General features: G+C 71.6%; 13 protein-coding genes. 3 read left to right on the forward strand and 10 right to left on the reverse strand.

Translation table 11 applies throughout. The annotated features are described in order from the left end of the window. Positions 1–38: 38 nt before the first annotated feature. A complete protein-coding gene (locus tag FRADC12_RS25315; RefSeq protein ID WP_232304037.1) occupies positions 39–785 on the reverse strand; it encodes a site-specific integrase in 747 nt (248 codons plus the stop codon). A 132-nt stretch (positions 786–917) separates the two neighbouring features. Continuing rightward, positions 918–2,153 carry a tyrosine-type recombinase/integrase gene (locus FRADC12_RS25320; RefSeq protein WP_052711159.1) on the reverse strand — a complete coding sequence of 412 codons (1,236 nt, stop codon included), beginning with the start codon at positions 2,151–2,153 and terminating at the stop codon, positions 918–920. Between the two features lie 385 nt (positions 2,154–2,538). Here FRADC12_RS25320 and FRADC12_RS25325 point away from each other — a divergent pair, with 385 nt between their 5' ends. Beyond that, positions 2,539–3,855: an IS701 family transposase gene (locus FRADC12_RS25325; RefSeq protein ID WP_045877864.1), complete on the forward strand. Its 1,317-nt coding sequence runs from the start codon at positions 2,539–2,541 to the stop codon at positions 3,853–3,855. Between the two features lie 218 nt (positions 3,856–4,073). Here the strand turns inward: FRADC12_RS25325 and FRADC12_RS25330 are convergent, their stop codons facing one another. The 5 genes from FRADC12_RS25330 to FRADC12_RS28750 form a co-directional block, all read right to left on the reverse strand. Next, positions 4,074–5,240 carry a Fic family protein gene (locus FRADC12_RS25330; RefSeq protein WP_045878503.1) on the reverse strand — a complete coding sequence of 389 codons (1,167 nt, stop codon included), beginning with the start codon at positions 5,238–5,240 and terminating at the stop codon, positions 4,074–4,076. 23 nt (positions 5,241–5,263) lie between these two features. Continuing rightward, positions 5,264–7,066, reverse strand: coding sequence for a transposase (locus tag FRADC12_RS25335; RefSeq protein ID WP_045878504.1), 1,803 nt, complete (start codon positions 7,064–7,066; stop codon positions 5,264–5,266). Positions 7,067–7,111: 45 nt separating this feature from the next. Continuing rightward, a complete protein-coding gene (locus FRADC12_RS25340) occupies positions 7,112–8,170 on the reverse strand; it encodes a cation diffusion facilitator family transporter (RefSeq protein ID WP_045878505.1) in 1,059 nt (352 codons plus the stop codon). Positions 8,171–8,278: 108 nt separating this feature from the next. After that, positions 8,279–8,491 (reverse strand): hypothetical protein, encoded by a 213-nt coding sequence (locus FRADC12_RS33515; protein ID WP_045878506.1) that lies wholly within the window; start codon positions 8,489–8,491, stop codon positions 8,279–8,281. Then, the gene (locus tag FRADC12_RS28750) at positions 8,488–9,393 is read right to left on the reverse strand and encodes a Rieske 2Fe-2S domain-containing protein (protein ID WP_232304038.1); all 906 of its coding nucleotides are present in this window, start codon (positions 9,391–9,393) and stop codon (positions 8,488–8,490) included. The genes FRADC12_RS33515 and FRADC12_RS28750 overlap by 4 nt, the downstream gene beginning before the upstream one ends. A 124-nt stretch (positions 9,394–9,517) precedes the next feature. Here FRADC12_RS28750 and FRADC12_RS25355 point away from each other — a divergent pair, with 124 nt between their 5' ends. Further along, positions 9,518–10,681, forward strand: a complete 1,164-nt coding sequence (locus tag FRADC12_RS25355; RefSeq protein ID WP_198153037.1) for a sigma-70 family RNA polymerase sigma factor — start codon at positions 9,518–9,520, stop codon at positions 10,679–10,681. 107 nt (positions 10,682–10,788) lie between these two features. Next, the gene (locus tag FRADC12_RS25360; RefSeq protein WP_084011420.1) at positions 10,789–11,088 is read left to right on the forward strand and encodes a DUF1876 domain-containing protein; all 300 of its coding nucleotides are present in this window, start codon (positions 10,789–10,791) and stop codon (positions 11,086–11,088) included. A 230-nt stretch (positions 11,089–11,318) separates the two neighbouring features. Here FRADC12_RS25360 and FRADC12_RS25365 read toward each other — a convergent pair whose 3' ends face one another. Genes FRADC12_RS25365 through FRADC12_RS25375 form a run of 3 tightly spaced genes read right to left on the reverse strand, consistent with a single transcriptional unit; the run spans position 11,319 to position 13,760 of the window. Next, entirely contained in the window at positions 11,319–11,840 is a 522-nt protein-coding gene (locus FRADC12_RS25365) for a hypothetical protein (RefSeq protein ID WP_045880217.1), read from the reverse strand. Then, positions 11,834–12,709, reverse strand: coding sequence for a 2-oxoglutarate and iron-dependent oxygenase domain-containing protein (locus tag FRADC12_RS34090; RefSeq protein ID WP_045878507.1), 876 nt, complete (start codon positions 12,707–12,709; stop codon positions 11,834–11,836). Before FRADC12_RS34090 ends, FRADC12_RS25365 begins: the two co-directional genes overlap by 7 nt. After that, complete coding sequence (locus FRADC12_RS25375) at positions 12,702–13,760, reverse strand: isopenicillin N synthase family dioxygenase (protein ID WP_045878508.1); 1,059 nt, start codon at positions 13,758–13,760, stop codon at positions 12,702–12,704. Before FRADC12_RS25375 ends, FRADC12_RS34090 begins: the two co-directional genes overlap by 8 nt. Positions 13,761–13,863: the final 103 nt, after the last annotated feature.

Below are 13,863 nucleotides of genomic sequence, written 5' to 3' on the forward strand. Positions count from 1 at the left end.
CGCGGATCCGGAAAGCGAGGCCGGACCTCCCCGAGGTACTAGTCGAGCGCGTCGGCCGCCCACGGCATCACGGTCGCGACCGCGCGGCGGCGCGGCGGGCTGCCACGCATCGCCTTCCCGAACCGGACATGCACGACCCCCAGCCGGCCGAGCTCCGGCGCGGCCGGGTTCGGCGCGAGGTCGGCGACCTCGAGCTTCGCCGCCTCGCTGCGACGCAACCCCCACCCATAGATCACCTTGAACAGGGCCGCGTCGCGGAACGCCGTCAGCCAGCCCTTCCGCCGGCCCGCCGCCAGCCGCTCGACACGGTCATCAGCCGCGTCGAAGAACGCCTGCAGCTCACCCCGGGTCAGCGGCCGCCGGTCCGGACGGCCCTCATGGTCGGCGACGTGCGTCGCCGTGTTGTCCTCGTGGCAGATCTGGATCGGCCGGTCACCGACCCGCTGCTCGCACTCGGCGACCCAGCCATACCGCGGGTCGCAGGCATAGCCGAGGAAGAGCGCGACCGCGCCCTGATACGAGCGCACCGTCGAGTGCGCCCAGCCACCCGCGGCGATCCACGTCTCCAGCTGCGCCGGGCTCCACGACCACGGCCAGCCGCCGCTCGCGGCCTGGAACCGGCGCACCACCCGTTCCCGGTTGTCGATGATCGACGCGCCGAGCCGGCGGGAGACCTGCTGACGACGCCAGCCCTCCAGCATCGCGTCGAACAGCACCGGCTCGGCTCGCGGCGGCGTCGCGCCGTCGACGAGCACCAGCGCCGCGCTTCCCACGGACCTCACCATCAGACGCCCCCCGGCCGTTGCACCAGCCGCCTCAACGCGGCATCAGACGCAACCAAACCAGATGCAACAGTGCGTCGCCAAATGCATCCGACATGTCATATCGGCACGTCACAAGCCATGACGATCACCCATTTAGACACCAGCGAGAAGTCCCGCAGCCACCGGAACACCTGCCGCGCAGCGATCACAGAAACTGCCGAATGTTGCATCAGATGCAACTCTGCCTATTTTCAGCATGCTGGCGTAGAAGTGGCGCAGCTCGTGGAAGTCGACCTTGCCCGTGAGTCGGTCGGCCGCCGCTTCTGCGGCTTCGGCGTCGAGGACGTGCCCCGTCGCCCGCGCGTCGGCCGCCCGGGCGTGCAGTGCCTTCTCGGCGGCCTTGACGGTGGGCTTCCAGACGGAGTCGATGAACCGGTTGCGGCGCATGATCGTCCCGTCCTGCCCCGGGTACAGCAGCCGGACCTTTGCTCGCCTGGCCGGCGCGCCTGCGGACCGCTCGGTGTAGATGTCGACTTCGACGGGCGGGGGCGGGAACAGTTTGATGTGCCCACTGATGGACTGGGCGACGACATTCGGCAAGGGGATCGACCGCTCCGAGGCCTCTCGCTTGACCGGGCGGAGGTAGCACGAGCCCCTGTTCGGGGTCTGTGCTTGCCGGTCGACCCGGATGCGGCGACGGGGCAAGCGGACGTCCACGCGGTCCTGTGTCAGACCGAGAATCTCACCTTCGCGCATACCCATGCCGGCAGCGACGACGAAGGCGCACCGCCAACGCTCTGGCGCGGCGTCGATGAGCGCCTCGACGGCCAAGGCCGGGAGCGGTTCGATCCTGGTCCGCGTGATCGGCGGCAGATTGATGTTCACGCACGGTGTCTGCTTGATCAGGCCGTCAGCGACTGCTGCCTTGAGAATCGTGGCGAGGTATCCGTACACCCGGTGGAGAGTGCGCGGCGCGAGGACCTTCGACCGTGCGGCCACCCAGGCGACCACGTCGCGGCGCTGGATCTTTCCGATTGGCCTGCCGCCAAAGGCAGGAAGGATGTGGTTCTTCAGATCCGACGTGAGCGTTTCGACGGTGCTCGGAGCGTGTTGGACCTGCCCGGGCCGCCAGTCGTCCCTGACGTAGTCTCCAAACGGCTGCAGGCCCTTATCGGGGTCGATGTACTGCCCGCGGACAAGGTCGGTGTCCACGGCGGAGGCGAACTGCTCGGCGGCAGCCCTGGTGCGGAAAGTCGGATATTTGGTCTGGCCCTGGTCATCGACATACTCGACTTGCCATCGGTCGCCTGCGCCGTAGCGGGTGGACTTGGCTCGTAGCCCGTCGGGTCCCTTCTTCGAGTTGTACCAGCGGTCCTTTACACGGGCCATGGTGTGCGCTCCTGCTGGTGATTCCGTCTACCTCTCGAATGGTGCGCGAAGCGTAGTAGGGCGGCGCAAGACGCGGCGGAACCGTGGTGCTGGTCGAGCTCGGTTGCGCCGTCCGGGTCTCAGGCCCGATCTTTACCGGGTTCTGCAGAAATAGCAAATCGGGTATATCTCGCCATGCTCAGTACTCGAGTTTCGCACTTTTCATGATCGGTTTTGTGGGTCGTCAAGGAGGTTGATGATTTGACTGGTTCAGTGTGGGCATGTTCGCCGGCTGTTTCCGCGCGTGGCTTCACGCGGAGTGTTGATGAGGGGAAGGTCCAGCTCACGGGGCTGGTGGCGGGAGCATCGGCGTTTCCACACCAACACTCCGAAGAGTGGGTCGCCGATGCTCCCGCACGTCACGATACCGCCGTCGTTCGCCGTCCTGCTGGAGTACTTCCGGCCGTGTTTCACCGCGCCGAGCTTCGCCGCGTTCCGGATGCTGGCGACCGGGCTGGTCGCCGCGCCCGGGCGGCGCACCGTCGTCGGGATGCTCGTCGGCGCCGGCCGCCATCGGGACACCCCGCACCACCGGGCCCACTACTTCTTCGCGAAGGCCGCCTGGACGCTCGACGAGGTCGGCGACACGCTGGCCCGTCTCGTCGTCGGTCTGCTCACCGGCCCCGGGCCGATAACCGTCGTCGTCGATGACACCCTTTTCCACCGCGCCGGGCGGAAGGTCTTCGCCGCGGGCTGGTTCCACGACGGCGCCGCGAAGGGCGAGACGCCGGTCGGCTTCGGCAACAACTGGGTCATCGTCGGTGTCGTCCTGCGCGGCACGGTCTTCGCGCGGCCGATCTGCCTGCCGGTCTACGCGTGCCTGGTTGTCAAGGGCACCATGTCCGGCTCCCGGCTGTGGCTCGCCGCCCGCGCCGCGGCCCGGCTCGCCCGCCTGTTCCCGGACCGCCAGGTCCACGTCGTGGCGGACTCCGCCTACGCCGGCGGCGAGCTGAAGTCCCTGCCACGCAACGTGACCTGGACGACTCGACCGCGTGCCGACGCCGCCCTGTTCGCGCCGGCCCCGCCGCGCACCGGCCGCCGAGGCCGCCCCCGCGTCAAGGGCGACCGGCTCGCCACGATCACCCAGCTCGCCGCCACCGCCGACTTCCGCCCGACCACCGTCACCCGCTACGGCCGCGTCCACACCGTCGACGTCGCGGTGACCGTCTGCCTGTGGTACTCGGTGTTCGGCCCCCGCCTCGTCCAGCTCGTGCTCGTCCGCGAACCCGGCCGCCCGCTGCTCGCCCTGATCAGCACGGACCTGTTCAGCCGCCCCGCCACGATCGCCGAGCGGTACGCCGCCCGCTGGGCGGTCGAGGTCGCGATCGCCGACGCCAAGCAGCTCTTCGGCGTCGGACAGACCCACACCCGCACCGCGCAGGCCGTGCGGCACGCGGTCCCGTTCGCCCTGCTCGCCCAGACCCTCACCCTGACCTGGTACCTCACCGCCGGCCACCACGACTCCGACGTCGCCGACGCCACCGCCCGCGCACCCTGGTACACGACCAAGACGACCGTCTCGACCGCCGACGCCCTCGGCAAGCTACGCCGCGTCCTGATCACCGCGCGTTTTCGCCCAGCTGACCCCGTCACGCCCACCGCCGCGGAAATCCACACCCTCCACCTGGCCTGGGACACCACCGAGCACGGCCTCGCGGCCTGAACCCGCCCCACCAGCCACCCAGACCGGCCCCTGACCGGCCCACAGCCCCCGGAACAGCCCAAAACAGGCACCGACCCGAGGCGACAAACCACCCCAAACACCCGCACCACACAAACAGCTCACCACGATCGAACAGAAACCTCATCACGCGAAGACAAACCAACATTCCCGATCAAGAAGAACGCGAAAGTCGAGGTCTTTACCGAGCTGCTGGAAAGTCATGTGTCGCCATGACCGCTTGATTCCGCCCTCTGTGTATATGGATTCCTCGGGGTCATCGGGGTGCGTGCGATGTCGAGTACGAGCTGAGGGAAGCGAGAGCCCGCCGTGTAGAAGCGGGCCCGGGTCCTGCCGACCGGTACCAGGACTTGAGCGGTGGTGAGGTCACGGAGGTCGCGTTGCGCCTGCTGCAGGCTCAGACCCTCGGCGTGCTCGTAGCGGGAGCGGCGGACGCGTCCGGCCATGGCCACGTCATGGAGGGCGGTGACCACCCGCTCGTCCAGTCTGGCGTCGTCGGCGAACTCTGCGAGTGCCCGCCAAACCTGCCCGGAGCGGTCGAGTCGTCCTTGAACCGTCTGGGCCTGCTGGTGGTAGGCCGTGAGGTTGAATCGGATCCAGCTGGAGACGTCCTGGCCGGGGACGTACTGTGGGCCGCGGTCGGCTAGTTCGCGGTAGTACTCCCAGGTGTTGCCGGGGCGGCCTAGCCACGCCTCGATGGATGAGAACTCCGGGGCGAGGACACCTTCGCGGGCAATCATGAGTGTCTGCAGCGACCGAGACATACGGCCATTCCCGTCGACCCAGGGGTGAATGGACACAAGGTGTAGGTGGGCCATTGCTGCCCGTACAAGCAGGTGGGTGTCGTTCGCGGTGCAGAGCCAGTCGACGAGTTCCTCCATCAGGGTTGGGACGTCCTGGGCTTCCGGGGCGGTGTAGGCCGCGATGCTGGGGTCGCGGGCGTCCGTGACGTAGACGGGACCCCGGCGCCATTGTCCGGCCGGTTTGCGCGTGGTGTGACGATGGCCCTGCAACATCCAATGCAGAGCGTTGAATAGACCCTTGCTGTAGCTGAAGTCCTGGGCGTCGTGGAGCGTTTGGATGTAGGTCATCATCCGCTCGTAGGCGAGGGTCTCTTCACGGTTTTCGTCCGAGACCTCGACATCCCGCTCTCCATCCATCAAATCCTCGACATCGATCGTGGCCACCTTGAATCCCTCGATGGAGTTCGAGGCCGCGACCGCATCAGCGGTCAGGAACTTCCGGAGCCCAGCAGTCCATTTCGATGGCGCGGTCTGGATTTGGTGCCTCAGCGCCTGCCGCATGGCGTCGATCTCGTCGAGTACTCGCTCATCGGGGGGCGTGAGAGGCGGAGTCGGGTAGAGCATGCGTAGATGATATACTGACGCAGTCACCACGTCAATCGTCTCAGGAGCCGGTCCGGACGGCAGATCTCGGACGCGGGTCGGCCGCAGCCCGAGCCTGCGGCCGGCTCTGGCCTGTCGCGGGGCCCCTCGGGCGGCAGGCGAACGTCGGGCGGGCGGTGGGAGCGGCCCGTGGGTCGAGGTGTCGCGGACGACCTTGACGAGCCGCGGAGCCTGATCGCTTTCGGTGTCCATGGGCGGTGTGGCTGGTGGGTTCTCGGCAGCCGGCGGTGGGAGCTGCCCACAGATCCGGGTCTCGTAGACGATGTTCTGGCGGGTGGTGATGTCCGGGCCGGGTGGGGGAACTCGGACGGGCTTTTCGAGCGTCGCTCGCGGGAGCGGCCGCGCCGCGGGGTCTCGCGGCGCCGGCCGAGCGCGGCGTGCAGGGCACCGAGGCGACTGGCGGTGATCTCGTCGGGCAGGCCGGGGGCGGCGGCGGTGAGGTGGCGGGTCACCGCGCGCACGGTGGCCGTGTAGGACAGCTCCCGCACGAGGACCGGCTGGCCTGCGCGGGCGCCCTTGCGGGCGGGAGCGGCCTGGCCGGCCGTGGTGCGCTGGACCGCGCGCAGCAGGGCCGTGCCGAGGATGAGGGCGGGGATCTCCTGGTCGACCTCGAACGGGTCTGTCGCGCGCAGCATCGGCCCGGCACCCCCGGAGCCGCGCAGGGTGGCCTTGATCTCGCGGATCGGGGTCTCGGTCGCGCCCCAGCGGGCGCGGTAGCCGGCGGCGAGCGCGGGCGCGGGCAGCGCCCGCGGGTTGGTGAGGCTGGTGGTGGCCGCGAACGTCTCGCCGGTGTGGGCGCCGTCGGCGAGCACGTCCCACTCGGCCTGCCGCCAGCCGGGCAGGATGTCGTCGCTGCCGACGTCGCCGAGGAACGAGCCGTCCGGGAGCCACTCGTCGACCGTGACGGTGATCCCGGCCCGCAGCCGCACCGCCAGGTTCATCCCGGCGTCGGCCAGGCGGGCCAGCCGGGTGGCGCCGGGGTAGTTGCGGTCCGCGACGTGCAGCAGGTCGCGGTGGCGCAGCGCCGGGGCGCCGGCGACCAGTTCGTCGAGCAGGGCCTGCTCGGAGGCGTCCTTCGCGCCCGAGGCCGGCCCGTGGACGTAGCCGAGCGGGGTCTTCGTCCCGGCGTCGACGTCGAGCAGGAGACGCACGTGCGGGAACGGCGCCGGGTCGCTGCCCGCCCCGAAGAGGGCCCGGTTCGCCTCGGTGTCGGGCAGCCGGAACAGCGACCCGTCGACACCGGCGACCCGGAACACGCCCGCGCGCAGCGCCTGCGGGTCGGCCGGGTCGACGAGCTCCGCGCGCAGCACCGCGAGCACCGCCTCGCAGACCGCGGCGACCACCTCACCGGGCACCCGTCGCCGGGCCCGGCAGAACGCCGACCCGCCAGGCGTCCGCGAGCAACGGGTGAACGGCACATCCGCGACCGGCGTGAACAGGTCCTCGAGCACGTCGTCCCAGCCCATGCCCGCCGACCAGGACCCCAGCACCAGGGCCCGCACGACCACACCGCGGGCCAGGACCAGCGCCGCGTCCTGGACCGACCCGCCACAGGAGGGCTGGCGCAAGGACGACGTCGATCTCGCGGAGACGGACGACAGCCGGCCGACGCCGACCTTCGGCCGGACGACGAGCTCGACGTCGTCCACGCGGACCAGCCCGACCGTCGAGGACGCGGTCAGCCGGACCGCGCCGTCGAGATCCCGGCCCACGGTGACGGCCACGTCCACGCCGAACTCCCGCAACAGCGCGGCGTCGTCGCGGGCCAGCGGCCGGGACTCGGCCACGATCCGCGCGACCTACGTCCGCGCGGTCACCAGGTCAAGGCCGCACTACCGCGCGGCGGCGTGGTGGTGGGCGGGGCTGGTGTGGATGGTCGCGGCGGACAGGCGTCGGATGTGGCGTAGCAGGTGGGCTTCGGCGGCGTGGGCGACGTCGTGGGCGGCGCTCAGCGTCAGGTTCGCGTCGACGGTGACGTCGGCTTCGGCGCGCAGGGTGTGGCCGATCCAGCGCAGTCGCAGTTCGCGGACGGTTTCGATGCCGTCGGTGTGCAGCAGGGTCCTGGTGGCTTCGGCGACAACGTCGGGGTCGACGGCGTCCATGAGTCGGGCGCCGACTACGCGGGCGGCGGAGCGTAGGACCCCGAGAATGCCCATGGTGATGGCCAGGCCGACGACGGGGTCAGCCCAGCGCCAGCCCAGGGCGACGCCAGCGGCGCCGAGGAGGACCGCGAGGCTGGTAAAGCCGTCGGTGCGGGCGTGCAGACCGTCGGCGACGAGGGCGGCGGAGCCGATCTGGTGGCCGACACGGATGCGGTAGCGAGCGACGATCTCATTGCCGACGAAGCCGACGAGCCCGGCCGCGGCGACGAGGGCGAGATGATCGATGTGCCGGGGGTGGAGGAGGCGGTCGATCGCGCTCCAGGCGGCGAGCACACTCGAAAGGCTGATCATCGCAAGGACGGCGAGACCGGCGAGGTCCTCCGCGCGGCCATATCCGTAGGTGAACCGGCTGGTGGGCGGGCGGCGGGCGAGGGTGAAGGCGAGGAGTAGGGGGACCGCGGTGAGCGCGTCGGCGATGTTGTGCAGGGTGTCCCCGAACAGCGCCACGGAACCGGACAGCACGACCACGACGGCTTGCAGGGTCGCGGTCAGGCCGAGACCGGCCAGGCTGATCAGCAGGGTGCGCCGCCCGGCGGTGTCGGCTTCCAACGCGTCGTCGATCTGGTCGGCGCTGTCGTGGCTGTGCCCCCCGGCCAGCTCCGAGAGTCGGTGGCGGAGCCGCGCCCACCGTCCACTCGTGTGACGGCCGTGCCGGTCCTCGTGCGTGTGCCCGCCGTGAACATGGCTGTGGGCACGGGTGGGGGGCTCGTGCTCGTGGCCGCTGTCCATGTCTCGCGACGATAGCCTGAAACGATCAATGCGGTGTGGTGGCAGCTGCTACCACCTCGCACCTGCGGAGATGTCGTTCCGGCCACTGCCCCGCCACCCGGGCGACGGTCAGCCGGCGAAGCCGAGTTCGCGCAGGGCCTTGCGGTAGGCGACGCCGAGGGCGTCGAACGCCCGGTGCACCTCCGTCGCGGCGAAGACCAGGGTGGGGCGCTGTGACTCGACGATCTTCTGGTCGGGAGCCCAGATCAGGTCCTCGACGGCCTGCAGGCCGACGCCGTCGACTGGGCTGTCGCCGTGCACGGCGGGGTCGAACGCGCTCATCCAGTAAAGCCGCAGCGCCGTCGCCGAGATCGGTGCGCTGGCTGAGAACAGCGCGCAGCCAGGACCATTGGGGGCCGGCGGCCGTCCGGCCCCGGCCCGGCGACCGGGTTCACGCTCGGGTACCGGTAGTCCGCCTCGACCGTCCACTCGGTACGCCGCATCGCGTAGGGATCGACGCCGAGCGTGTCACCGTTGCCGAACGTGTCGATGTGCAGCACCGAGAAATGCCCGGTGTCGCAGAAGTTCTCGACCTGGCGGGCCGCCTGGCCGGCCCAGTCCTGGACCGTGCCGACGTAGCTGGGCCAGCCGAGGTCCTCGATCTGCGGGAACCGTGGCCGTGGCCTGGCCTGGAGGGTCTCGTCGACGAGGCAGGCCCAGGCCAGCCCGGCCGCCTCCTCGACCCGGACCGGCCGCGCGGCGATGACGTCGGGGATGCTCTGGCCCGGCTGCTGGGGGATGTCGACGCAGCGGCCCGTGCCGTCGAACGCCCACGCGTGGTAGGGGCACTGCAGCCGTCCGTCCGCGTCGACGGCCCCTCCTGACAGCGGCACGCCGCGGTGCGGGCAGCGGTCGACCAGCGCGGCCACCTCGCCGGACGGACGCCGCCACAGCACCAGGGGGACCTCGCACAGCTCGGCGTGCGCCGGCACCGCGGTGACATCGGCGGACCGCGCGACCGGATGCCAGTAACGGGCGGCCGCCGCGAGGAAGCCCGCGTCGAGCGCCGCCTCCGTGGCCGGGTCCGCCCGCTCCCGGACGTCCCCAAGCACGTTGACCACGGTGTTGACAAGCCCGCCGCGGCCTATGCGATCTTGGCCTGGGCTGGCGGGCGGCGCGGCGGGCTCAGCCTCCGCGAGGCCGTCGTTCGGCGTGGTCGGCAGGGCGGGATCGACGACGGTCACACCCTGGACCGTAGGTTTGCCGGATTGCGGCCGTATTGCGAGCCAGCGAACGCCGTCGAGCGGTCGCCCGGTCCGCGCTGGGGTGCGGCCCAGAACTGTCGGACCCGCGTTGCATCATCGCGGTATGAACCAGGGCTCGCCCGCGCTCTCCTCCGGCCACATCTCCTCCGGCCAGCCGTCAGCCGACCCGCCGCCATCCGGCGAGCTGTCGTCCGACCACCCGGCGCCGGAGCAGCTGACCCGGGCGGAGCTCGAGGAACGCCTGGCCGGGTACCGCGGCGAGCTCACCGGGTACTGCTACCGGATGCTCGGCTCGCCGTTCGAGGCCGAGGACGCCGTGCAGGACACGATGATCCGCGCGTGGCGCGCGCTGGACCGGTTCGAGGGCCGGTCGTCGCTGCGCACCTGGCTCTACCGGATCGCCACCAACGTCTGCACCGACGCGCTGGCCGGGCGGGCCCGCCGGGCCAGGCCCGTCGACCTCACTGGTCCGTCCGCTCCGTCGGACGCCCTCCCGGCCCCGCTGCCGGAGGCGGCCTGGGTGCTTCCGGCGCCGGACGCGGCCGGGCTTTCCGGTGGCGCCGTCGCCAGCGGGCCGGTCGATCCGGCGGACCAGGCAATCGTCCGCGAGTCGGTTCGGCTCGCGCTCGTCGTGGCGCTGCAGCGGCTCGCGCCGCGCCAGCGCGCGGTGCTGATCCTGCGCGAGGTGCTCGGCTGGCCGGCCGCGGAGACCGCGCAGCTGCTCGACACGACCGTCGCGTCAGTCAACAGCGCCCTGCAGCGGGCCCGAGCGACGCTCGCGGCCAGCGACGTCACCGCCAGTGACCCACTGCGTCCGGCCGACGATGAGCAGCGCGACCTGCTGGCCCGGTACGTGAGCGCGTTCGAGAGCTACGACATGGCCGCCCTGACCGCCCTGCTGCGCGACGACGCGACGCTGACCATGCCGCCGCTGGAGACGTGGATGCGCGGCCCGCAGGACATCGTCGGCTTCATGCTGGGGCACGGCGCGATCTGCCGCGACTCCCGGCTGGTCCCGACGCTGGCCAACGGCAGCCCGGCGTTCGGGCAGTACCACCGGGCGGCACCGGGCGAGGCAGCGGTGCGCGCCGCCGTCACCGGCACCGAGGTCCGCCCGCTGCCGGCCGAGGCGTTGGACGGCGGCCACGTCCCATGGTCACTGATCGTTCTCGACGTGGCGGACGGGAAGATCGCCGGCCTGCACCACTTCCTGGACACCGACCGGCTTTTCCCGCTGTTCGGCCTGCCCCCTTATCTGTCAGCCTGATCCGCTGTCCGGCCGTCCGTTCGGCAGTTCCGGGCGGTCGACGCGGCGCCCAGCGGGAACGCTCTGGACGAGCGAGAACCTGACTGATGGCGGTGAGCCCGATGACGATGACGAAGACATGGAACGTAGCCGTGACGCTGACCGAGGAGGACGGTCGGACCAGGGCTGAGGCACATCTGCACGGAACCGGGACCAGCCAGCTGGGCCTCGGCTCGGCGGGGACGCCGGGTAGCGAGCTGCGGGCCCAGGGCCTGGCCCGCTGCCACCCGAACGACGCCGACGTCCCGGCGATCGGCGACGAGGTGGCGGTGTCCCGGGCACTCTCGGACCTGGCCCACCAGCTGCTCGACACGGCCGCGCGCACGATCGAGTCCCGCACCGGCGAGCGGGCCTACGTCCTGCCGTAGCCACGCTGGCCGGTGCCGCATCGCGAAGGTCGGCGAGCTGGCTTGATTGCCGTTTACGCCCTCCGATGGATGCGAAGTGGCTGTGAGTACGACCCTGGGAGGGCCGAAACGGCGATCAAGCTTGGCGAAGCGAGCCGGTCGGATGAGGCCAACCTGGTCGGAGCCGGCACTGGTTGGCGCGACCCGACAGACCTGGACCGCACGGTCTGGCCAGTCCCACCCCGGGTTACTCAGACGCGCAGCGATGCCGGCTCGCCGGCGGTCGGCAGGCCGACCTTGTCGGGGACGACGCGGTCGATGCCGTCGAGCAGGCGTTCCGGCGGTTGCGGCCACCACCGGCCGGTCGGCAGGCTCTGCAGCGCCCGGCGCAGCTCACGGGCGTCGGCCCGGATCGGGACGACCCGCGCCGGCGCGGCCGCCGCGAGGACACCCAGGTACCAGTGCCGGCGGGTCGCGGGCCAGCCGTCCGGGTCGAGCAGCACCAGGCTGTCGGGCAGGTCGACCTCGCCTCGGCGGAACCGGGCCACGGCCGCCGTCACTGCGACCTCCAGGTCGCCGACGGCGCCCGCCTCGTCGTAACGGGCCGTCCATGCGGTCGCGACCTCGGCGAGCGGGTCGGCGTCATGGACGACATACGGCGTCGCGGCGCTACGGCACTCCCGCCACGCGGCGACCGCCCGCGCGCTGGCCGTCAACGTGTCGTCCGCCAGCACGAGCGTCACGTTGGCCGCGCCGGTGAGCGACGTCAGCACAGACCGCGCCACCTGGTCCGGCGAGCCGGCCGGGTCCGGCCCGACGACACACACCACGGTCGAGGAAACCCGATGCACACCGCGACGCTACGCCAAGAGCGGCCACCTTCGGAGCCGGCCGGCGGTGCCGAAACGTGGCTGATCGCCAGTGGGCGTACGACGTGTATGACACCTCGACCCAGTTCCTGAGCTCGAGCTACGCCGAGGTCGCCGCCAGGCGCGGCCGGTTCCGCACGGTTCCCTTTCGTCACGTCTGGCCGGCGGAGCTCGACCTGATGGCCCAGCTCGCCGGCCAGCGCCCGTATGCCCGCTGGGAGGACTGGACGAGACGTCCGTTCACCCACGAGAGCCCCGGTCATGTCTCCGTCTGGCGGCGGCCCCGGGCCGACCAGGCCCCGGGCGACACGGACCGGGTTGGGCCAGCTCAGACGGTGCCGGCGGCGGAGCTCGCGAGCTGGCGGCGGGCGCGGGCGGCGAGCCAGTCGCCGGCGTGGATGGCGGCGAAACGGGCCGGGTTCCCGGCGGTGGCCCAGGCGGATCTGGAGGCCGGGCACGCCGTCGGTCCACAGCAGGGTGAGCACGCCGAAGTCGGTGGCTCCCTCGGCAGCACCCGCCGCGAGCTTCTCCGCCTCGGGCAGTGCGAAGAACTCGTCGCAGTGGGCGACCAGTGCGGCCATGACCGGGTCCGGGACGCCGTGGCCCTCCAGCAGCAGGAAGCCGGTCTGGTGGCAGGACCGGTCGACGGCGTCGGCGATGGCCCGCCGGGCGTCCGCGTCGCCGGACCACCAGCCGCTCAGGTCGAGTGGGGCGTCGTGAACCGACGACCGGGCGACCGAGGACCGCTCGGCAGGCCGCCCGGTGTCAGGCATCGAGGGCCGCCGAGACCGTGTGGTAGCCCAGCTCCTTGCGGGAGATGTGCTCGCCGGCGATCACCGGGCTGTAGTCGGGCCGGCCCGCGACGACGGGGAGCGCGGGCGCGACCAGCGCGTCGGGGTTGGGCTGCTGGAAGTAGGCGACCGAGGAGCGGCCCGTCGCGGCGCCGTCGGCCGAGTTGACGACCCGGTGCGGCGTGGCCGGCAGCAGGCCGCCGGTCCAGCGTTCCAGCATGTCGCCGATGTTGATCACCAGTGAGCCGGGGACGAACGGCACCTGCCACCAGCGGCCCTCGGCGAAGACCTCCAGCCCGCCGGGCTCGCCTGGCCGGTACAGCAGCGTCAGCGCGCCGTGGTCGGTGTGCGGCCGGTTGCGCAGCATCGGGCTGCCGGCCAGCCCGCCGGCCCGTGGCGGGTAGTGGTTGGCCGCGAGGTTGTTGAAGTGCCGGTCGAACTTGTCGGCGAACCAGTCCGTCGGCAGGCCGACGCCGAGCGCGACCAGCTCCAGCAGCCGGTCACCGAGCGCGGTCATCGTCCGGTAGTAGTCCTCCCAGACGCCGCGCAGCGACGCGGGCCGGCTCGGCCACAGGTTCGGCCACCGCCACAGCCGCGCCTGGGCGCTGCCCTCGGGATAGTCGCCGACCGGCTCCAGCTGGTTGATCAGCAGTGATTCCATCATGTTCGGGGCCCGGACCGGCCCGGAGTCGTCGGGCACCGGCTCGTAGCCGCGGATCACCTCGGGCGCGGGGAAGCCGACCTCCATCTTCTCCGCGAGCGGCAGCGCGAAGAACGCGGCCGACTCGGCGCAGAACCGGTCGAACAGCCCGACGTCCACGCCGTGGCCGGTGATGACGGCGAAGCCGGTGTGCCGGAACGAGTCGACGAGCCGCTCGGCGACGGCGGCCTTGTCGGCGGCACCGGCGCCCGCGCCCATCGCGGCGGCGACATCGACGATGGTGACCGTCGCGACGCCGGCACTCGCGTCGCCGTCCGTCGACCGGTCCTCGATGAAGATCGCCGATGGAGCCGGGAGGCTGCTGTCGTCCATTGCTCGCTCCTTCGCAGTGGTCGTGCGCGGCGACGCGGTCGCGCGGTGTTCGGTGGTGGCTCAATGGCCGCCCGGCGACACGGCTGCCCGGCCGCCGGTTCGT

The sequence above is a fragment of the Pseudofrankia sp. DC12 genome, assembly GCF_000966285.1.
Classification (GTDB): Bacteria; Actinomycetota; Actinomycetes; order Frankiales; family Frankiaceae; genus Pseudofrankia.

Excerpts from the sequence above, each read along its gene's own strand:
- FRADC12_RS25355 (WP_198153037.1), top strand. The coding sequence starts at position 9,518 with ATGAACCAGGGCTCGCCCGCGCTCTCCTCCGGCCACATCTCCTCCGGC.
- FRADC12_RS25320 (WP_052711159.1), bottom strand. The coding sequence starts at position 2,153 with ATGGCCCGTGTAAAGGACCGCTGGTACAACTCGAAGAAGGGACCCGAC.
- FRADC12_RS25375 (WP_045878508.1), bottom strand. The coding sequence starts at position 13,760 with ATGGACGACAGCAGCCTCCCGGCTCCATCGGCGATCTTCATCGAGGAC.
- FRADC12_RS25360 (WP_084011420.1), top strand. The coding sequence starts at position 10,789 with ATGACGAAGACATGGAACGTAGCCGTGACGCTGACCGAGGAGGACGGT.
- FRADC12_RS25340 (WP_045878505.1), bottom strand. The coding sequence starts at position 8,170 with ATGGACAGCGGCCACGAGCACGAGCCCCCCACCCGTGCCCACAGCCAT.
- FRADC12_RS33515 (WP_045878506.1), bottom strand. The coding sequence starts at position 8,491 with ATGAGCGCGTTCGACCCCGCCGTGCACGGCGACAGCCCAGTCGACGGC.
- FRADC12_RS25315 (WP_232304037.1), bottom strand. The coding sequence starts at position 785 with ATGGTGAGGTCCGTGGGAAGCGCGGCGCTGGTGCTCGTCGACGGCGCG.
- FRADC12_RS25330 (WP_045878503.1), bottom strand. The coding sequence starts at position 5,240 with ATGCTCTACCCGACTCCGCCTCTCACGCCCCCCGATGAGCGAGTACTC.
- FRADC12_RS34090 (WP_045878507.1), bottom strand. The coding sequence starts at position 12,709 with ATGCCTGACACCGGGCGGCCTGCCGAGCGGTCCTCGGTCGCCCGGTCG.
- FRADC12_RS25325 (WP_045877864.1), top strand. The coding sequence starts at position 2,539 with ATGCTCCCGCACGTCACGATACCGCCGTCGTTCGCCGTCCTGCTGGAG.